The organism is Arthrobacter sp. Soil762, from assembly GCF_001428335.1.
Taxonomy (GTDB): domain Bacteria; phylum Actinomycetota; class Actinomycetes; order Actinomycetales; family Micrococcaceae; genus Arthrobacter.
The window spans coordinates 435,177-453,967 of record NZ_LMSG01000001.1 but is presented as its reverse complement, the minus strand read 5'-3'; the positions used below and the strand labels follow the sequence as shown (position 1 = coordinate 453,967).

Below are 18,791 nucleotides of genomic sequence, written 5' to 3'. Positions count from 1 at the left end.
CCGGGCGTCCGGCGTTAAGTCCCGGGGAACGCTAGGCTGGTGACTGACACGGGGTGCCGCGCAGAGAGCCGGCTGAGATCCACACCCGTTGAACCTGTCCGGTTAGCACCGGCGAAGGGATGTCTCCTTTGGCTTCAACTTCTGTCCTTCCCCCTGCAACATCCGCGGCGGCTCTGCCGGAAACCACAGCAACCCGGGCTGAGATCCGGCCCGCATCAGGCCGCTCTTCTGCGGTCCGGGTGCTGCGTGACGTTCCGCGGGTGCTGTCCATTGCCGGATCGGACCCTTCAGGGGGCGCGGGCGTCCAGGCCGACCTCAAAAGCATTGCTGCCCTTGGCGGCTACGGCATGGCGGCCATCACCGCGCTGACGGTCCAAAACACCCAGGGGGTCCAGGCGGTTCACGTCCCGCCTGCGTCCTTCCTGGGCCAGCAGCTCGATGCCATCAGCGATGACATCACCATCGATGCGGTCAAGATCGGCATGCTGGGCGACGCTGCGGTGATAGGCGTGGTCCGCGACTGGCTGGAAAAGGTGCGTCCCGCCGTCGTCGTTCTTGATCCGGTGATGGTGGCCACGAGCGGCGACCGGCTGCTGCAGGAGTCTGCCGAGGCGGCCCTGCGGGAGCTGCTCCCGCTCGCGGACCTGATCACCCCCAACCTGGCCGAACTGGCCATCCTGGTGGGGGAGCCGCAGGCGAGGGAATGGCACGACGCGCTCGGGCAGGGGCAGCGGTTGTCCGCCGCGACCGGTGCCACCGTCCTGGTCAAGGGCGGCCATCTCGACGGCGGTGCGTGCCCGGATGCCCTGGTCAACGCTGCCGGGCTGCTCGCCCAGGAGGTGGTGGAAGTGAGCGGGGACAGGATCCCCACGCGCAACAGCCACGGCACCGGCTGCTCGCTGTCGTCGGCCATGGCCACGGCTCACGCCCGGCTGGGGGATTGGGAAGCCGCATTACGGCAAGTGAAACCCTGGCTGGTGGGCGCGCTGCAGGCCGCTGACCAACTTGAGGTGGGCGCGGGCAACGGCCCCATCAACCACTTCCACCACATGCAACAGGTTCCGGCAGCCGGCGAGTTCGCAGAGACGCTGCGCCGGGCGTCGGAGCCGGATCTTGCAGCCATCTACGGACTGGATTTCATCCGCGACCTGGCGGCCGGCACATTGGCTGAGGAACAGTTCGCCTATTACCTCGCCCAGGACGCCATCTACCTCAACGGCTATTCGCGGGTCCTCGCCCGGGCCAGCGCGCTGGCGCCCACGGAAGCCGCCCAGCTGTTCTGGGCAAAGTCGGCCCAGCAATGCCTCGAGGTCGAGTCCGAACTGCACCGCACGTGGCTAAGCACCAGGACAGTGGACTCCGTCCTGGGACCTGTCACCAAGTCCTACGTGGACCACCTGCTGGCTGCCTCGGCCTCCGGCAGCTACGGTGTCCTCGTGGCGGCCGTGCTGCCGTGCTTCTGGCTGTATGCCGAAGTGGGACAGACTCTCCACGCGGAGTTCCTGGCTGCCGGCGCCCCTGCAGCGCATCCTTATGCCGACTGGCTGCGGGCCTATGCTGACGAGGATTTCGCGCAGGCCACCCGTGACGCCATCGCTGTGGCTGACGACGCCGGCCGGAGCGCTTCCGCGGATGAACGGGCGGCGATGCTGGTGGCGTTCAGGCAGTCGTGCCGGTTCGAAGTGGAATTCTTCGACGCGCCGCGAATTCATTCCTGACAGTTTGAGGCCCGCGTGGCCTGTACGATAGTCAGGCACGGTTTCGGATTGTCAGTGCAGTATCCGCTTGTGGGTCCTATCACAGACAACCTGCCGTAACCAGCCTCATTTGCGGCCGAAGGCAAAATTAGCGTATTCTAGATCTTCGGTGCTTACGCCAACACTTGGGTTACGACCCCACGGCGTTGAGGCACAGCGAGAACCCAGCCGATTATGGAATCGGGTTCAGCACGCAAATTTAGTAATAAACGTCGAGAGAAGTGAGTTCCCAAGTGGTGTACGCGATTGTCCGCGCAGGCGGCCGCCAAGAGAAGGTTTCCGTTGGAGACTTCGTTACCCTGAACCGCGTCCCCGGTGGAGCCGGCAGCACTTTTGAGTTGCCCGCACTGCTCCTGGTAGACGGTGACAAAGTCACCTCTGCTGCTGCGGACCTGGCCAAGGTAACGGTTACGGCTGAGATCCTCGAAGACCTCCGTGGTCCGAAGATCGTCATCCAGAAGTTCAAGAACAAGACCGGTTACAAGAAGCGCCAGGGTCACCGTCAGGAATTGACCAAGGTCAAGATCACGGGTATCAAGTAACTCTTCGTTACTGTTCAGGTTCTTCAGCAGATTCCCCAGAATTTAAAGGCAGGCATTTCAAATGGCACATAAAAAAGGCGCGAGTTCCACTCGCAACGGTCGTGACTCCAACGCCCAGTACCTCGGCGTCAAGCGCTTCGGCGGCCAGGTAGTTTCCGCAGGCGAGATCATCGTTCGCCAGCGTGGCACCCACTTCCACCCGGGCGCCGGCGTTGGGCGTGGCGGCGACGACACCCTGTTCGCACTGGCCCCGGGAGCCGTCCAGTTCGGCACCCGCCGCGGTCGCCGCGTTGTCAACATCGTTGCTGCTGCAGCTGCAGAGTAACAAATAGTTCTGAAACGGTGGAGCGGGCCATTTGGTCCGCTCCACTATTCTTTTAACCGCATTACAATCGTCTTGGCGCCCTTGGGCGTCCAGGAAACAGCACTGAGGAGATCCACGTGGCGAGCTTTGTAGACCGGGTAGTACTGCACGTATCCGGCGGTACCGGCGGCCACGGCTGTGTCTCCGTCCACCGGGAGAAGTTCATCCCACTGGGCGGACCCGACGGCGGTAACGGCGGCGACGGCGGCAACGTCATCCTGCGCGTTGACCACCAGACCACTACCTTGCTCGACTACCACCACTCCCCGCACCGCCACGCCACCAACGGCGGGTCCGGGATGGGCGACTGGCGCGGCGGCAAGAATGGCGAGACCCTCATCCTGCCTGTGCCCGACGGCACCGTGGTCAAATCCAAGGACGGCACCGTCCTGGCAGACCTGGTCGGCGAAGGAGCAGAATACGTGGCGGCCGCCGGCGGCCAGGGCGGCCTGGGTAACGCTTCGCTGTCCTCGCAGAAGCGCCGTGCCCCGGGCTTCGCCCTGCTGGGCATCGAGGGTGACGCCCGTGACGTTGTGCTGGAACTGAAGTCCATCGCGGATATCGCGCTGGTGGGTTTCCCCTCTGCCGGCAAATCCAGCCTGATCGCGGCCATGTCCGCTGCGCGGCCCAAGATCGCCGACTACCCCTTCACCACGCTGATCCCGAACCTGGGTGTTGTCCAGTCGGGCGATGTCCGCTTCACCATTGCAGACGTTCCGGGCCTCATCGAGGGTGCCAGCGAAGGCAAGGGCCTTGGCCACCACTTCCTGCGCCACGTGGAGCGCTGCGCCGCCCTGGTGCACGTACTGGACTGCGGCACGCTGGAATCGGACCGTGACCCGTTGGCAGACCTGGCCATCATCGAGGCCGAGCTGGAAAAGTACTCCGTAGACATGAGCTTCGCGGGTGCCGACGGCGAAGTGGTTCCGCTGAACCACCGTCCGCGCCTGGTCGCCTTGAACAAGGTGGACCTTCCGGACGGCAAGGACATGGCTGAATTTGTCCGCCCGGAACTCGAGTCACGCGGCTACCGGGTCTTCGAGATCTCGGCCACCAGCCACGAGGGTCTCCGCCAGCTGGGCTTCGCCATGGCGGAAATCGTGCAGGCCGCCCGTGCCGCCCTCGCGGCCGCCCCGCCCAAGGTCCAGCCGCCCATTCTGCGGCCCCGCGCCGTCAACGAAGCAGGCTTCAAGATCCGCCGCGAGGAAAAGAACCTCGAACCGCTCTTCCGCGTCCTTGGCGACAAGCCTGTCCGCTGGGTCAAGCAGACCGACTTCACCAACGAGGAAGCCATCGGCTACCTCGCCGACCGCCTGGCCAAGCTCGGCGTCGAAAACGAACTGTTCAAGCAGGGCGCCAAGCCGGGCGACGCAGTCGTGATCGGCGAAGATGACGGCGTTGTCTTCGACTGGGAGCCCACCATGATGGCCGGCGCCGAAATGCTCGCATCACCGCGTGGCACGGATATCCGTTTCGCGGACGTCGGCGACCGCCCCACCCGCGGGCAGAAGCGTGACGAGCAGCAGGAACGCAAGGATGCCAAGGCCGCCGCCCGCGCCGAACTCGAAGCCGAGCGCAAGGCCGGGATCTGGACCGAGTCGGTCAGCGGCCGCCGCGCTGCCAAGCCGGTCAAGGAGAGTGGACTGGGCGTTGAAGATGAGTGAGGCCACTGAAATGACCGAAAATTCCGCAGTAATCATCGAGGAACCCAAAGACGACCGCAGTGTGCTCGCCCGGGCCCGCCGGATCGTTGTGAAAGTAGGGTCCTCGTCGCTGACCAGCATCAAGGGCGGCATCTCGGAAGAGTCCCTGACCGCCCTCTCAGATGTCTTGGCCGCCAAACATAATGCGGGCACGGAAATTATCCTGGTTTCCTCGGGAGCCATTTCCGCAGGGCTTGCGCCCCTCGGCCTGGTGAAGCGTCCGCGTGACCTCGCGACCCAGCAGGCTGCCGCCAGCGTGGGCCAGGGCCTGCTCATGGCGCGCTACACGCATGCATTCGGCGCCCACGGTGTCACAGTCAGCCAGGTGCTGCTGACTGCAGATGACCTCATGCGTCGCAGCCACCACGCGAACGCGTTCCGGGCACTGAACCGCCTCCTCAACCTCGGCGTAGTGCCGGTGGTCAATGAAAACGACACGGTCGCTACGCACAAGATCCGTTTCGGCGACAACGACAGGCTCTCAGCGCTCGTGGCCCATCTGGTCCGCGCCGACGCCCTGTTGCTGCTGTCCGACGTCGACTCGATATACGACGGCCCGCCCGCCAAGGGCGCCAAGCGCATCTCCCAGGTGGACGGCCCCGAAGATCTTGAGGCAGTGACGATCGGGAAGCCGGGCAAGGCAGGCGTAGGCACCGGCGGAATGCAGACTAAAGTCGAGGCTGCCATCATGGCCGCCGATTCTGGCATCCCGGCGCTGGTCACCTCCACCGCGAACGCCGCAGCCGCCCTGTCCGGTGAGGACGTGGGGACCTGGTTCACCGTCAACAGTGGCCGGAAGTCCGTGCGGATGATGTGGCTCGCCCATCTGGCGCATGTCCAGGGCCGGCTCTTTCTTGACGACGGCGCCGTGCATGCTGTGCGGGACAATCGCAACTCGCTGCTCCCCGCCGGAATTTCATCGGTGGACGGCACCTTCGAAGCCGGCGATGCCGTCGAGATGGTGGCCGGCGACGGTACCGTCATCGCGCGCGGTTTGGTCAATTACTCTTCCGAAGAGCTTCCCCAGATGCTGGGCCGCTCCACAGTGGAACTGGGCGAGTCCCTGGGCCGCGGATTCGACCGTGAGGTTGTCCATATCGATGACCTGGTTCTGGTCTGAGCGGTCCGCTCGCTTAGACTGGAAGGATGACTGAGGCACTGATTTCCCAAGCCCCTGGCAATTCCAACGCTTCGAATGCGGTTCATTCCGGGCCGGAACAGGGGAGTACACCCACTCCGGCGGAGGTTGAGGCAGCCGTCCACATCATCGCTGACCGCTCACGGCAGGCTGCCCGCCAGATGTCCGGGGCCAACCGCGCCCTGAAGGACAGGGGCCTCCGGGCAATCGGTGCTGCACTGCTGGCCCGGAAGGACCAGATCCTGGCCGCCAACGCCAAGGATGTTGCCGCCGGCAAGGCCAACGGCACCTCGGCGGCCATGCTGGACCGGCTGACGCTTACTGACGCCCGCATTACCGGGCTCGTTGACGCCCTGGAAAACCTTGCCAACCTGCCCGACCCGGTAGGCAACGTGGTCCGCGGCCAGACGCTGCCCAACGGTCTCCGCCTGCGCCAAATCAACGTGCCCATGGGTGTCGTCGCAGCCATTTACGAGGCCCGGCCCAACGTCACTGTTGACATCGCCGGTCTCGCGCTCAAGAGCGGCAACGCCGTTATCCTCCGCGGCGGCACCGCCGCTGCCGCCACTAACGACGCCTTGGTCCACGTTCTCCGCGAAGCCCTGGACGGCGTGGGGCTTCCCGCCGATGCCGTGCAGACAGTGGACCAGTACGGACGGGAAGGCGCGAATGCGCTGATGCGGGCCCGCGGCCGGGTTGATGTCCTGATTCCGCGCGGGGGCCGGGACCTGATCCAGTCCGTGGTGTTGAACGCCGCCGTGCCGGTCATCGAGACCGGCGAGGGCAACGTGCATATCTTCATCGACGAATCCGCCAGTGAGGACATGGCGGTGGAGATCCTGCTGAATGCCAAGACCCAGCGGCCCAGTGTCTGCAACACCGTGGAGACGCTGCTGGTCCATTCGCGGTCCACCGTGCTGCCCGCCGTCGCCGCCGCGCTGCGCGGCGCCGGGGTCACCCTCCACGCCGACGAGCGCATCCGTGCGGCGCTGCCTACATCTGTTGAGTCCGTGCCGGCAACGGATGAGGATTGGGGAACCGAGTACATGGACCTGGACCTCGCCGTCGCAATGGTGGACAGCCTGGATGACGCCGTCAAGCACATCCGGACCTGGTCCACGGGCCACACCGAAGCGATCCTCACCAACGACCTCGCCAACGCGGAGCGGTTCATTGCGGAGATTGATTCGGCGGCGGTCATTGTCAACGCGTCCACGCGGTTTACCGACGGCGGCGAGTTGGGCCTGGGTGCCGAGGTTGGCATCTCCACGCAGAAGCTGCACGCCCGCGGCCCGATGGGACTGACCGAACTCACCACGACCAAGTGGATCGTGCAGGGCGAGGGCCAGGTCCGCGGGTAGCAACGCGGTATTATAGACAGAAGTCCGGAACGGCGGGACAATCCGCTGCCACATCCTTGAACCTTAGGGGAGAAAATGCTGCTCCAGCAGATTGCCATGACCGTTGCCGAAGGCGGAGAACACGCACCCGCTCCGATCTGGGCTGAGCCGTGGGTCTTCGGCGTATCCATTTTCGCCATCCTGCTGGTGATGATGTTCGTTACGCTCTCCTACTCGAACCTGGGCAACCGGCACACCGTAACGGATGAGCACGCCGATCCGCACCGCCAGCACCCCAACAAGCACGACCACGGCCAAGGCCACTGAAATTTCCCGTGTTCTGCACCGTGACGGTGCGCAAAGGCGGCTGCGGCTGGGCGTGATGGGCGGGACGTTTGATCCCATCCACCACGGCCACCTTGTTGCAGCCAGCGAAGTGGCCGCCAAATTCGGCCTGGATGAAGTGGTCTTTGTCCCCACCGGGCAGCCGTGGCAAAAGTCGCACAAGCAGGTCAGTGAGCCTGAACACCGCTACCTCATGACGGTGATCGCCACGGCATCGAACCCCCGCTTCACCGTCAGCAGGGTGGATATTGACCGGCCCGGTCGCACGTATACCATTGATACCTTGCGGGATCTCCGGACCCAACGTCCGGATGCGGATCTGTTCTTCATTACCGGTGCAGATGCGCTGGCGCAGATTCTGTCCTGGAAGGACATCGACGAGCTGTGGTCACTGGCCCATTTTGTCGGTGTGACCCGGCCGGGACATGTGCTTGATGGCATGGGCCGCAAGGACGTCAGCCTCCTTGAGGTGCCTGCCATGGCCATCTCGTCCACGGACTGCCGTGTCCGTGTAGCCGGGAACAACCCCGTCTGGTACCTCGTGCCGGACGGAGTGGTCCAATACATCGCCAAATATGGTCTGTACGCCGAGGGATCAGATCCCGAGGACGTCCGAACTACCGAAACAGACGAGCCAGCCAGTACTGAATGAGTCCTCAATGAGTCAGGAAAAGCCCCCCGTCCGCAGCCGCCGCGAATTGCGGCAGGCCAGAGATGAGAACACGGCTCCCGGGTCCAGCGGCCCGGGCCAGGTTTCGCCTGCCTCAAAACAACGGCGCGCGGCTGACGCCGCGGTGGATTCCGTCCCCGAGCAGTCCCAAGCGCAGCGGTCCTCGCAGATCCGGGCCCGCGACCGCGCGGCGCTGCGTGCCATCAAGGAACTCGAGGAGAAAGAGGGCCAGCTGTCCGCAGGAGGCCCTCCCACCCGCAGGCAGTTGCGTCTCCAGCAACTGAAGGAACAGGCCGTCACCTCGGCCAATCCCATCATTCCTGCTCCCATGGGGCAGCCCTTGCCAGGCCAACCTGCGGCGAGCCAATCCGGGCCGAGCCAACCTAAGCCAGGCCAAGCCAAGCCAGCCCCAGCGAAGCCAGGTCACGACACTGGTGTATCCGCCGATACCGGGCCCGCCGCGCCGGCGAACAGTGCAGGTGTTCCGGCTGGCATGAGCGTGGAGCAGGCACTCGCAGCCCGCACGCTTATTGCCGAGCAGGCCAAGAACCAGCTGGCCAAGATGGAACACATCGCCTCGCTGGACCCCGAAGCAGTCGATCCGGACATCCTTGCGGAACAGATCGCCTTGGCCGAGCGCGCTGCGGTGCTGAACCGCCGGGCGATGGCCAAGCGGAAGCTGGCCGAGCAGGCCGCCCCTGCACAGCCAGTATCAGTACCCACGCAGGCTGCCAATACGCAGGCCGCGGCCACCCAATCCGTTCCCCAGACGGGCCCGGCCACCGCCGACAACCTGGCCATGGTCACGCCGCTGGAATTCGTGCAGGTACCCGGCGTCGACCATCCTGTGATGAAACCCCCGGCTACCTCCTACGTGCCGTTGGCGACCCAGGCCGGGCCTAAGGTCCGGCCTGGCGGCAAGGGCCGCCGGCCGTCCGCTACGTCCAATGAGCCGGCCGCGGGTTCTGCGCAGGCGGCCGCTTCGGGCCGTTCCCGGGTGATCGCCCGTGCGGAAGCTGCTGCCAGGGCCGCCGCGGCACCGAAGCGCGTGGTCCCCGTCCAGCCCGTCGTGGCCGATACACCAGCGGGGGAGCCGGATGATCTGTTCGATGACCTGCCGCGCATCCCGGCACGGTCAGCGCACGGGCTGGAGCCGCTGGATGCGGCAACGGCCGGCCTGGCCCGTGCGAAGCGGCTCAGGCTTATGCAGGTCCTCGTCCTGGCTTTTGGGATCGTGGCCCTTATTTCCGGCGTTATCCTCATCGTCAGCGGCATCTCCAGCTGACCAGGCAACGCCCTTTTACGAAGCTTTTGAAAACTACAAGGAGTCCCATGACTGCAACAGATTCATCCATCGCCATTGCCCGCCAAGCCGCCAAGGCAGCCGCGGACAAGATTGCCCACGACATTGTGGCCCTCGATGTCAGCGAACGGCTGGCACTGGCAGACGTCTTCCTCATCGCATCCGCCCCGAGCGAGCGCCAGGTCAACGCCATCGTTGACGGCATCGAAGAAGAACTTTCCAAGCAGGACCTCCGTCCGGTACGCCGCGAAGGCCGCTCCGGCGGGCGCTGGGTACTTCTGGATTACTCGGACATCGTCATCCACGTCCAGCATGAAGAGGACCGCGTTTTCTACGCCCTGGAGCGCCTGTGGAAGGACTGCCCGGTAGTTGACCTGCAGCTGGGCGAAGACGCTTCAGCCAAGGCGACGGCGGCCTCCGACTCCGAATAGCAGGCCTTGCTGGCCCGAATATGCCCGATTTGGAATTTTCGGAAAAGCTGGTCTAAGATATTTGAGTTGCTCCGGGGAGACCGCGGAGTAACGAAGGTCCGGGGCTGTGGCGCAGCTGGTAGCGCACCTGCATGGCATGCAGGGGGTCAGGGGTTCGAGTCCCCTCAGCTCCACCGGATAATCCGCCGGAATCGAAAGATTCCGGCGGATTTTTTTATTGCAGGAAAATGCGCCTCCCGATTGGCGCAGCGCGCAGATTTCTATTAAGCTGATCAGGTTGCTTCGGGCGGTCTGAACGGCGGAGGAGCACAGGTTTGGGGCTGTGGCGCAGCTGGTAGCGCACCTGCATGGCATGCAGGGGGTCAGGGGTTCGAGTCCCCTCAGCTCCACCAAACAGGACGCAGGTCCGCAAAAAAATGAGCCACCCGGTCGGGTGGCTCATTTTTTGTCTCCCAAGCAGGGAGCCGGAGAAGTGGGCGCCGAGTAGTGAGCGCCTAGACCCATTCACTCCGGCGCAGCGGCGGCCCGTCCCCGCCGGCACGCTGGACGAGGATCTGGTTGACGCCCGTGATCCCGGTTTCAAAGCCCAGGGCACTTGAGGCCATGTAGAGCCGCCACACCCGCGCCCGGCCCAGGCTGGTGAGCCGGACGGCTTCGTCCCAGTTCTCTTCGAGCCTGCGCACCCACGCCCGCAGGGTCAGCGCATAGTGCTGGCGCAGGGCCTCCACGTCCAGCACCTCGAACCCGCCGGATTCCAGCGCACTGACCATCTCGCCCAGGCTGATCATCTCGCCGTCCGGAAAGACATAGCGCGGAATGAACGAATCCGGGTCCGGCTTCGTGGGGCCGGCGTTCCAGGAGATGGCGTGGTTGAGCAGCCGGCCGCCGGGACGGAGCAGGCCGTGCAGCACGTCGACATAGTGGGGTGTCTGTTCCCGGCCCACATGTTCGGACATGCCGATGGAGCTGATGGCGTCGAACGGCCCGTCGGCGATATCCCGGTAATCCTGGACCCGGATGTCGATGTTTTCGGTCAGCCCGGCGTCGGCAGCACGTTTGCGCGCCAGCACGGCCTGTTCGGTGGAGAGCGTCACGCCCACCACCGAGACGCCGTAATGCTGCGCCGCGTGCAACGCGAAGCTGCCCCAGCCGCACCCCACGTCCAGTACCCTCATCCCGGGCTTCAGCCCAAGCTTCCGGCAGACGAGATCCAGCTTGGCCTTCTGCGCGTCATCCAGTCCCGCCGGAAGGCCCCGGCCGGCAGGGGTGCCGCCGCCGTCGGGTCCATCCGCCCACACAGCGCACGAGTAAACCATTGAGGGTCCCAGCACGAGGGCATAAAACTCGTTGCCGACGTCGTAATGGTGCGAGATGGCCGCGGCGTCGCGCTTCCGGGTGTGGAGCCGGCCCTTCCGCGTGACCTTGGCCTCCTCCGGCGGCGGAGCAGGGTTGGGACCCAGCGCGCCCAGCCGGACCGCCGTGCTGACCAGCGTGGCCAGTTCACGCGGAGTCAGGGGCCGGAAGGGGCCGGGCTCGGAAAACTTGCCCACCGAGCTGAGCGCCGTGACGGCTGCAAAGATGTCGCCGGGGGCATCGATGTCCCCGGCGACGTAGGCGCGGCTGAGCCCGAGCTGCCCCGGCGACCACAGGATCCGGCGCAGGGCGCGGCGTGACCTGAATTCGAGGACCGGGGCCTCGGGCGGCCCCGCCTCGGACCCGTCCCACGCCCGCAGCCTCAGCGGTATCTCCGTCGTCCCCAGGACGATGCCCAGTGCGTTCGCCAGCAGCGACGCTGCCCCTTTTTCTGTTTTCATGGTTCTCGCCTTTCGTCCGCCTAGGCCCAACAGTACGACGCCGGCGCGCGCCTGTCAGCGCAGTGGCGCGATTATCATGGGGGAGTGAATGAGACATTGCCACCGTGCCCCGAATGCTCCAGCGCCTACACCTACGAGATGGGTGCGCTCCTGGTCTGCCCGGAATGCGGCCACGAGTGGTCCGCCCAGGCGGCGGAGGCCACGGCAGAGGCCGGGCCGAGGGTCATCAAGGATGCAGTGGGCAACATCCTCGCCGACGGCGACACGGTCACGGTGATCAAGGACCTGAAAATCAAGGGCAGCTCCGGTGTCATCAAGGTAGGCACCAAGGTCCGCGGAATCAGGCTCATGGACGGTGTGGGCGACCACGACATCGACTGCAAAGTGGACGGCGTGGGGCCGATGCAGCTCAAATCCTCCGTGGTGAAGAAGGTCTAGCCGGAACCGGTCAGGGGCATGGACTACGGAACCACCGACGTTGTGGTCATCGGCGCGGGCCAGGCGGGACTTTCTGCCGCCTACCACCTGCAGCGCCGGGCGCTGGCCTACAGGGTCCTCGACGCGGAGGACGGTCCGGGCGGCGCCTGGCGCCACCGCTGGAAGAGCCTGGTGATGGCCACGGTCAACGGCATCAGTGACCTTCCCGGCATCGCGAAGCCTGACGTGGATCCCACGGAACCCAGCTCGGAGTTCCTGAGCCGGTACTTCGCCGGCTACGAGCGGGACCTCGGAATTGAGGTCCTGCGCCCGGTCAAGGTCACCTCCGTCGCCAGGGAAGACGCTGATCCGGCAGGGCGCCTGCGGATCAGCACCGACGGCGGCGACTGGTCAGCGAAGGCCGTCATCAACGCAACCGGTACGTGGACCCGGCCGTTCTGGCCCATCTACCCGGGCCGATCCACGTTCCGGGGCCGGCAACTGCACGTGGCCGATTACGTCTCCGCCGAGGAGTTCCGCGGCCTGCACGTCATCGTGGTGGGAGGCGGAATTTCCGCCGTCGGGTTGCTGGACGAGGTCTCGCAGGTGACCAGCACCAGCTGGTTCACCCGGCGGGAACCCGACTGGCGTGACGCGGCATTCGACGCCCAGGCCGGCCACAACGCCGTCGCCCTCGTGGAGGAACGCGTGCGGCAGGGCCTGCCGCCGCAAAGCGTGGTGGCCGTGACCGGCCTCATCTGGACCCCTGCGCTACGGGCGGCAGCGCAACGCGGTGCGCTGGACCGTCGTCCCATGTTCACCGCCATAGAGCCCGACGGCGTCCGGCTCGCCGACGGGAGCCTGCTCCGTGCCGACGTCATTCTGTGGGCCACCGGATTCCGTGCCGAGCTCGAACACCTGGCGCCGCTGCATCTGCGGGGACCCGGCGGCGGCATCGCCATGGAAGGGACCCAGGTGGCAGCTGAACCACGCGTCCATCTGGTGGGGTACGGGCCGTCGTCGTCCACCATCGGCGCCAACAGGGCGGGCCGGGCGGCCGTCACCGCAATCCTCAAACTGCCCGCGCTTGTACCAACCGCATCAACAACCAGTACATGACCAGACGGCAGGAACCAGTGGCACAGAACACTCTTGAGGACATCTTCGGCACGCTCCGGCGCCACCCGGATGTCGAAGCCCCGAACCTCCAGGCCTGGGACGCCACGGACAGGCTGCTGCTCGAAGCCGCCGCAGCGCGCACGGATCCGGATACGCTGCTGGCTGTGATCGGCGACCGCTACGGTGCTCTCACCCTGGGTGCGCTTGGCACCCTGGGAGTCCGCCGGGTCCGTGTGCACGAGGATCTCATCACGGGGGAGCGCGCCCTGCGGAACAACGCTGCGGCTGTGGGGCTCGCAGCGGCGGATCCCGGAGCCACTGACGCCACTGGGTTCGAACAATTGCCGCTGGGGGAGGAGCTGCTGTCCGGCGCGGAGCTGGTGCTGCTTCAACTGCCGCGCACGCTGGCGGAGCTTGAGGAAATCGCAGCCGCCGTGGCGCGTTATGCCGCCCCTGACGTGGTGCTGCTCGCCGGCGGGCGGATCAAACACATGTCCCTGGGAATGAACGCGGTCCTGGAACGCCACTTCGAGACGGTCCAGCCGCAGCTGGCGCGGCAGAAGTCCCGGATCATCCTGGCCAGCGGCGCCCGGCAAACTGAGACGCACGAGTGGAGTCCCGCCGTCGAACGCCTTGCCGAGCTGGACCTGGACGTTGCTGCGCACGGTGCCGTCTTTGCCGGGGCGAAACTGGACATCGGGACCAGGTTCCTCCTGACCTTCCTGCCGGAGATGCCTGAAGCCGGGCACGCCATCGATCTGGGCTGTGGCACCGGCATCCTCGCCGCCATGTACGCCCGCCAGAACCCGGCATCAAGGGTCACGGCCACGGACCGGTCCGCCGCCGCGGTCGCATCCGCCCGGGCCACGGCGCAGGCCAACGGCCTCGAGGAGCGGATTACCGCCCTCCAGGATGACGCGATGAGCACGCTCCCTGCCGGAAGCGCCGAGCTGGTCCTGCTGAATCCGCCCTTCCACCTGGGCGCCAGTGTGCATGCCGGAGCGGGCATCAAACTGTTCGAGGCGGCAGCGAGGGTCCTGGCTCCGGGCGGTGAGCTGTGGACGGTGTTCAACCGGCACCTGCAGTACCTCCCGGCGCTGGAGCGGCTGGTGGGTCCCACCACTGTGAGGGGCGGCAATCCGAAGTTCACGGTGGCGGTCAGCACCAGACGGCCGTAGGCGCGCCAGCACGGCAAGGTGGCGCCCCCGGCCGCGGCGCGGCCCCACCTTCCGGCTCTGGGCGTTGATCAGGAGGTAACGTACCATTCAGACATCATGAATACGCGGCCGAAAACCTAGGGGAGACCGTGCAAGAAATCCGCCAGTCCTCGGCGCCACGGCGCGGGACCAATCTTCCGCGCATGGGCGACTTTAACCTCACGGTCATCCTGGATGCCATCCGCCGGTCATCCGGGGGGCTCAGCCGCGTGGAGCTCGCCCAGATTGTGGGCCTTTCGCCGCAGACCATCTCCAACATCTCCCGCCGCCTGCTGGACCAGCACCTTATCGTCGAAGCCGGTAAAGAAGGCAGCGGCCCCGGCAAGCCGCGCACCATGCTTCGCCTCAACCCGGGTGGCATGTATGCCATCGGCGTCCACCTGGACCCCGCCGTTACGACGTTCGTTGTCCTCGATCTTGTGGGCGCCGTTGTACAGCATTCACGGATTAGGACACCCGGCGGGAATGATCCTGCCGCCGTCATTTCCACCATGGCCACCGAGATCGAGCAGCTCGTTGCGGAGTCCGGCGTGGACACCAGCCGGATCGCCGGCCTCGGCCTGGCCGCTCCGGGACCCATCGACCTGGACAACGGCACCGTGGTGGACCCGCCGCTGCTGCCGGGCTGGGACCGCGTGGAACTCCGGGACGCCCTGGCCAAAGCCACCGGCTATTCCGTCCTGGTGGATAAGGACGTCACCAGCGCCGCCGTCGCCGAGACATGGGCCGGCGGGCCCAGCGGCTCGGGCAGCTTCATCTTTATGTACATGGGCACGGGTATCGGCTGCGGCATCGTCCTCAACGATGAGGTGGTCCGTGGAACGTCAGGAAACGCCGGCGAGATCGGCCACATCGTGGTGGACCCCGATGGCCCGGTCTGCGACTGCGGACTGCGCGGCTGCGTTAAGTCCTCCGCCATCCCGCAGGTGCTCGTGGCGGAGGCCGTTGCCGCCGGCATCCTGGACGGCTCCGGAAAGCACACCAGCGGAGCCGAAGTGCAGCAGAGCTTCTCCCAGCTGTGCGACCTTGCCGATGCCGGCGACGCCAAGGCCCTGGCGATCATCGACAAGTCAGCCGTGCTGGTGGCCCGGGCCGTCTCCGTGGTCACCAATACGCTGGATGTGGAGCGGGTTGTGTTCGGCGGGCCTTTCTGGAGCCGGATCGCCGACCGCTACCTGGAGAAGATCCCGGCGCTGGTGGACGCCAACAGTGCGGCCCGCCTGATCCACACCATCGAGGTTGTCGGCACGGGAGTCGGTGAGGACGTCGGCGCCGTTGGCGCTGCCTGCCTGGTCCTGGAGCATACACTGGCGCCCCGGGCGCAGCGGCTTCTCCTGGAAGTCTGAACCGGACGTCTGAACAGGGGCTCCTTGCCACGGGCCGGAGCCCCGTCTAGCATGTGGATATCGCCGCGGCTGGGGCCCGCAGGTACAGGGGACGGCAGCCATTGACTGAATGGAGCACCAATGCGCCGGGCCCTCAAAATCACCTCACTCATCGCTGCAGCGGGCTTTGTGCTGACTGCGTGTTCCCCCGCCGCCCCCGAAGCGGAGACCAAAACGCTGAAGGTGGTCTATCAAAAGACCGATTCCTTCACTGCCCTGGACACGCTCTTCCAGTCGGCCAAGCAGGAGTTTGAGGCCGCCAACCAGGGCGTCACTGTTGCCCTGGAGCCCATCCAGGCGAACGACGACGACTACGGCACCAAGCTTGCCCTCGCTGTCCGTTCGCCCTCCACCGCCCCGGACGTCTTCTATGAGGACACCTTCAAGGTGCGTTCCGACGTCGACGCCGGGTACCTCCTGAAACTGGACAGCCACCTTGAGGGGTGGAAGGACTGGGATACCTTCGATGATGGCGCCAAGGCAGCCGGCCTGGGGGACGACGGCGGCACATACGCGGTCCCGCTGGGCACCGACACCCGAGCTATCTGGTACAACAAAAAGGTGCTCGCCGCCGCGGGCGTCAGCGTCCCGTGGGAGCCCCGCACCTGGCAGGACATCCTGGACACCGCCCGGAAAATCAAGGCCAGTGATCCCACCGTGGTGCCGTTCAACATGTATGCCGGCAAGGCCACCGGTGAAGGCACCGTAATGCAGAGCTTCTACGAACTGCTCTACGGAACGGAATCCGAACTCTACGATGCCGACGCCAAAAAGTGGGTAGTCGGTGCCCCGGGGTTCACCGACTCGTTGGCGTTCCTCAAGACCCTCTACGACGAAAAACTGGCCGTCTCCCCGGCGGAGGCCCTCGACGCGAATGTGTGGAAGAAGGTCTTCGGCGAATGGCTTCCGCAGGGCAAAATGGGCGCAACCGTGGAAGGTTCCTACACGCCGTCGTTCTGGCAGAAGGGCGGCAGCTACGAGTGGGCCGAGTACGGCCAGGACATGGGCGTCACGGCGTTCCCCACCCAGAACGGCCAGGCACCCGGCGGCGTCAGCATGTCCGGCGGCTGGACCCTTGCCGTAGGGGCGGAGACCAAAAACCCGGACCTCGCGTTTGAGTTCCTCGCCACGGCGCTGAACCAGAAGAACTCCCTGGCCTTCAACATCGCCAGCTCCCAGATCGCCGTGCGGAAGGACGTCGCCGCCGATGCCGGCTACCAGGCGGCCAACCCGTTTGTGAAGGACGTGTCCGAGCTGGTGGCCGTCACGCACTACCGTCCCGCAACCGCCGACTACCCTCGGATCTCCGCGGCCGTCCAAGAGGCCACGGAAGCTGTGATTACCGGGGCGAAATCCCCGGAGCAGGCGGCCGCCGACTATGACACGGCGGTGAAGGGCATCGTGGGTGAGGCCAAGACCGTCGCCGAGTAACCTGTGGCGGTTTCCCTCAGGCGTGACCGGTCCGGCCACCGGCGGCGTCACTCCGGACTCCGGCGCCAGGCACGGCTGATCCCCGTACTCCCGGCAGTGGTTCTCCTGCTCGTGTTTTTGGCCGGTCCCGTGCTGTGGGCCTTCCACGCGTCATTCACCAATGCCGCCCTGACCGGCCGCAATGCCCGCAGTCCCGGTTGGATCGGGTTCGACAACTACGCCAGGCTCCTGTCGGACCCCATGCTGCCGCTCTCGCTGGGCCTGACTGTCCTGTTCGTGGGCGGCTCTGCCATCCTGGGCCAGAACCTGCTGGGGCTCACCCTCGCGGTGCTGATGCGGCGGGCCCGCCGGACGGTGGCTGCCGTTGTCGGTACTGCGGTGGTGGCTGCGTGGGTGCTCCCCGAGATCGTGGCCGCCTTCGCCGCCTACGCCTATTTCAGCCGGGACGGGACCCTGAACCAGCTGCTGGGCGGGCTGGGGCTCGGGCAGACCGACTGGCTGTATTCGTTCCCGATGGTCGCCATCCTGCTTGCCAACATCTGGCGTGGCACTGCGTTCTCCATGCTCGTCTACCGCGCCGCGCTCAATGACATCCCCGGTGAGGTCACGGAGGCCGCGCTGATGGACGGTGCCCGTGGCTGGCAGCGGCTGGCCTTCATCACCATCCCCATGATCCGCGGCAGTATCGCCACCAACCTCATGCTCATCACCCTGCAGACGCTGGCGGTGTTCACCCTCATCTGGGTGATGACAGCGGGCGGCCCCGCCAACGCCAGCACCACGCTACCGGTGCTGGCGTATCTGGAAGCCTTCAAGTTCGGCGACATCGGCTACGGCACGGCGGTGGCGTCGGTGCTGATCCTCATTGGCGTGGTGTTCGGTGCCGCCTACGTCCGGCTCCTGCGGGAGAGCAAACCATGACGACGACGGCGGGGACCTCCGCGCTGGGCCAGCTGCGGTCCGGGACGGGCGCGGTTTCCCGTGCCCGGCAGCGTGCCCGGATACCGGCGGATGTGTCCCTGATCCTGATCGGCGCCTGCTTTGTCCTGCCGCTGCTCTGGCTCGTGTTTGCGTCCCTTGATGCCTCCGCCGGACACGAGGCAAGGCTCCCGGGCAGGGTCTCCCTGGATAACTTTGCCGCCATCATGACACCGGGGCTGCTGTTCCAGCCGCTTTGGAACAGCATGGTGCTGTCCGCCGGCACGGCCGCCGTGAACCTCGTGGCAGCAGTACTGGCTGCCTACCCACTGTCCCGCTACCAGTCCAGGTTCAACAAGCCGTTTATGTACACCGTCCTGTTTGGAACCTGCCTTCCCATCACGGCCATCATGGTGCCGGTGTATGGGTTGTTTGTGCAGCTTCAACTGCTGGATTCGATGCCCGCCACGATCTTTTTTATGGCCACCACCACGTTGCCCATGGCCATCTGGATGACGAAGAACTTTATGGACGCAGTCCCGGTGTCGTTGGAGGAAGCGGCCTGGGTGGACGGTGCGTCAGGATTAACGGCGCTGCGGACCATCGTCCTGCCCCTGATGCGGCAGGGGCTTGGCGTGGTGTTCATTTTTGTGTTCATCCAGGCTTGGGGGAACTTCTTCGTCCCGTTCGTCCTGCTCCTGTCCGAAGCCCGGCAGCCGGCGGCGGTGTCGATCTTCAGCTTCTTCGGACAGCACGGCGCAGTGGCGTACGGCCAGCTGGCCGCCTTCTCCATCCTGTATTCAGTCCCGGTGCTGGCCCTGTACGTCATTGTGGCCAAGGGCGCGGGGAGTTCCTTCGCGCTCTCGGGTGCAGTGAAGGGCTAGCTACGCCGGGCTA

The 18,791-nt window shown here is 65.7% G+C and carries 18 protein-coding genes, 2 tRNA genes and 1 riboswitch; of the genes, 19 read left to right on the top strand and 1 reads right to left on the bottom strand.

Annotated elements, in window-relative coordinates:
• The first annotated feature begins 39 nt into the window (after positions 1-39).
• A riboswitch (TPP riboswitch) is annotated at positions 40-137 on the top strand.
• The 12 genes from thiD to ASG77_RS02060 all read left to right on the top strand — a co-directional run bounded on the left by thiD (position 120) and on the right by ASG77_RS02060 (position 9,985).
• Entirely contained in the window at positions 120-1,718 is a 1,599-nt protein-coding gene (gene thiD, locus ASG77_RS02115) for a bifunctional hydroxymethylpyrimidine kinase/phosphomethylpyrimidine kinase (RefSeq protein WP_156380152.1), read from the top strand. (Overlaps the previous riboswitch by 18 nt.)
• 272 nt (positions 1,719-1,990) lie before the next feature.
• On the top strand, positions 1,991-2,299 hold the full coding sequence (gene rplU / locus ASG77_RS02110) for a 50S ribosomal protein L21 (protein WP_018773353.1): 309 nt from the start codon (positions 1,991-1,993) through the stop codon (positions 2,297-2,299).
• Between the two features lie 61 nt (positions 2,300-2,360).
• Positions 2,361-2,624 carry a 50S ribosomal protein L27 gene (rpmA, locus tag ASG77_RS02105; protein WP_056340543.1) on the top strand — a complete coding sequence of 88 codons (264 nt, stop codon included), beginning with the start codon at positions 2,361-2,363 and terminating at the stop codon, positions 2,622-2,624.
• Between the two features lie 116 nt (positions 2,625-2,740).
• Positions 2,741-4,327, top strand: coding sequence for a GTPase ObgE (gene obgE / locus ASG77_RS02100; RefSeq protein ID WP_056340540.1), 1,587 nt, complete (start codon positions 2,741-2,743; stop codon positions 4,325-4,327).
• Between the two features lie 10 nt (positions 4,328-4,337).
• On the top strand, positions 4,338-5,486 hold the full coding sequence (gene proB, locus ASG77_RS02095; protein ID WP_056341544.1) for a glutamate 5-kinase: 1,149 nt from the start codon (positions 4,338-4,340) through the stop codon (positions 5,484-5,486).
• Positions 5,487-5,512: 26 nt separating this feature from the next.
• Complete coding sequence (locus ASG77_RS02090) at positions 5,513-6,865, top strand: glutamate-5-semialdehyde dehydrogenase (protein WP_056340538.1); 1,353 nt, start codon at positions 5,513-5,515, stop codon at positions 6,863-6,865.
• Between the two features lie 75 nt (positions 6,866-6,940).
• Positions 6,941-7,171, top strand: coding sequence for a hypothetical protein (locus tag ASG77_RS02085; protein ID WP_056340536.1), 231 nt, complete (start codon positions 6,941-6,943; stop codon positions 7,169-7,171).
• Positions 7,110-7,841: a nicotinate-nucleotide adenylyltransferase gene (nadD, locus tag ASG77_RS02080; protein ID WP_256468649.1), complete on the top strand. Its 732-nt coding sequence runs from the start codon at positions 7,110-7,112 to the stop codon at positions 7,839-7,841. The genes ASG77_RS02085 and nadD overlap by 62 nt, the downstream gene beginning before the upstream one ends.
• 7 nt (positions 7,842-7,848) lie before the next feature.
• Positions 7,849-9,144 carry a hypothetical protein gene (locus ASG77_RS02075; protein WP_056340530.1) on the top strand — a complete coding sequence of 432 codons (1,296 nt, stop codon included), beginning with the start codon at positions 7,849-7,851 and terminating at the stop codon, positions 9,142-9,144.
• A 47-nt stretch (positions 9,145-9,191) separates the two neighbouring features.
• Positions 9,192-9,593: a ribosome silencing factor gene (gene rsfS, locus ASG77_RS02070; RefSeq protein WP_056340527.1), complete on the top strand. Its 402-nt coding sequence runs from the start codon at positions 9,192-9,194 to the stop codon at positions 9,591-9,593.
• Positions 9,594-9,693: 100 nt separating this feature from the next.
• A tRNA-Ala gene (locus ASG77_RS02065) sits at positions 9,694-9,766 on the top strand.
• 143 nt (positions 9,767-9,909) lie between these two features.
• Positions 9,910-9,985: transfer RNA gene (locus tag ASG77_RS02060), tRNA-Ala, on the top strand.
• Between the two features lie 102 nt (positions 9,986-10,087).
• On the opposite strand, the gene ASG77_RS02055 is transcribed toward ASG77_RS02060, so the two are convergent.
• Entirely contained in the window at positions 10,088-11,407 is a 1,320-nt protein-coding gene (locus tag ASG77_RS02055) for an SAM-dependent methyltransferase (protein WP_056340524.1), read from the bottom strand.
• A gap of 84 nt (positions 11,408-11,491) precedes the next feature.
• On the opposite strand from ASG77_RS02055, the gene ASG77_RS02050 reads away from it, so the two are divergent.
• The 7 genes from ASG77_RS02050 to ASG77_RS02020 all read left to right on the top strand — a co-directional run bounded on the left by ASG77_RS02050 (position 11,492) and on the right by ASG77_RS02020 (position 18,778).
• The gene (locus ASG77_RS02050) at positions 11,492-11,845 is read left to right on the top strand and encodes a zinc ribbon domain-containing protein YjdM (RefSeq protein WP_082575780.1); all 354 of its coding nucleotides are present in this window, start codon (positions 11,492-11,494) and stop codon (positions 11,843-11,845) included.
• Between the two features lie 18 nt (positions 11,846-11,863).
• Positions 11,864-12,943 carry an FAD-dependent oxidoreductase gene (locus tag ASG77_RS02045; protein WP_056340521.1) on the top strand — a complete coding sequence of 360 codons (1,080 nt, stop codon included), beginning with the start codon at positions 11,864-11,866 and terminating at the stop codon, positions 12,941-12,943.
• Between the two features lie 17 nt (positions 12,944-12,960).
• Complete coding sequence (locus ASG77_RS02040; protein WP_056340518.1) at positions 12,961-14,121, top strand: class I SAM-dependent methyltransferase; 1,161 nt, start codon at positions 12,961-12,963, stop codon at positions 14,119-14,121.
• A 182-nt stretch (positions 14,122-14,303) separates the two neighbouring features.
• Positions 14,304-15,506, top strand: coding sequence for an ROK family transcriptional regulator (locus tag ASG77_RS02035; RefSeq protein ID WP_056340516.1), 1,203 nt, complete (start codon positions 14,304-14,306; stop codon positions 15,504-15,506).
• 120 nt (positions 15,507-15,626) lie between these two features.
• Positions 15,627-16,976, top strand: coding sequence for an extracellular solute-binding protein (locus tag ASG77_RS02030; RefSeq protein WP_056340512.1), 1,350 nt, complete (start codon positions 15,627-15,629; stop codon positions 16,974-16,976).
• A 75-nt stretch (positions 16,977-17,051) separates the two neighbouring features.
• The gene (locus tag ASG77_RS02025; RefSeq protein ID WP_442854231.1) at positions 17,052-17,897 is read left to right on the top strand and encodes a carbohydrate ABC transporter permease; all 846 of its coding nucleotides are present in this window, start codon (positions 17,052-17,054) and stop codon (positions 17,895-17,897) included.
• A complete protein-coding gene (locus ASG77_RS02020) occupies positions 17,894-18,778 on the top strand; it encodes a carbohydrate ABC transporter permease (RefSeq protein ID WP_056340506.1) in 885 nt (294 codons plus the stop codon). Before ASG77_RS02025 ends, ASG77_RS02020 begins: the two co-directional genes overlap by 4 nt.
• Positions 18,779-18,791 lie beyond the last annotated feature (13 nt).

Excerpts from the sequence above, each read along its gene's own strand:
- thiD (WP_156380152.1), top strand. The coding sequence starts at position 120 with ATGTCTCCTTTGGCTTCAACTTCTGTCCTTCCCCCTGCAACATCCGCG.
- rpmA (WP_056340543.1), top strand. The coding sequence starts at position 2,361 with ATGGCACATAAAAAAGGCGCGAGTTCCACTCGCAACGGTCGTGACTCC.
- proB (WP_056341544.1), top strand. The coding sequence starts at position 4,338 with ATGACCGAAAATTCCGCAGTAATCATCGAGGAACCCAAAGACGACCGC.
- ASG77_RS02090 (WP_056340538.1), top strand. The coding sequence starts at position 5,513 with ATGACTGAGGCACTGATTTCCCAAGCCCCTGGCAATTCCAACGCTTCG.
- ASG77_RS02085 (WP_056340536.1), top strand. The coding sequence starts at position 6,941 with ATGCTGCTCCAGCAGATTGCCATGACCGTTGCCGAAGGCGGAGAACAC.
- nadD (WP_256468649.1), top strand. The coding sequence starts at position 7,110 with ATGAGCACGCCGATCCGCACCGCCAGCACCCCAACAAGCACGACCACG.
- ASG77_RS02075 (WP_056340530.1), top strand. The coding sequence starts at position 7,849 with ATGAGTCAGGAAAAGCCCCCCGTCCGCAGCCGCCGCGAATTGCGGCAG.
- rsfS (WP_056340527.1), top strand. The coding sequence starts at position 9,192 with ATGACTGCAACAGATTCATCCATCGCCATTGCCCGCCAAGCCGCCAAG.
- ASG77_RS02055 (WP_056340524.1), bottom strand. The coding sequence starts at position 11,407 with ATGAAAACAGAAAAAGGGGCAGCGTCGCTGCTGGCGAACGCACTGGGC.
- ASG77_RS02045 (WP_056340521.1), top strand. The coding sequence starts at position 11,864 with ATGGACTACGGAACCACCGACGTTGTGGTCATCGGCGCGGGCCAGGCG.
- ASG77_RS02035 (WP_056340516.1), top strand. The coding sequence starts at position 14,304 with ATGGGCGACTTTAACCTCACGGTCATCCTGGATGCCATCCGCCGGTCA.
- ASG77_RS02030 (WP_056340512.1), top strand. The coding sequence starts at position 15,627 with ATGCGCCGGGCCCTCAAAATCACCTCACTCATCGCTGCAGCGGGCTTT.
- ASG77_RS02020 (WP_056340506.1), top strand. The coding sequence starts at position 17,894 with ATGACGACGACGGCGGGGACCTCCGCGCTGGGCCAGCTGCGGTCCGGG.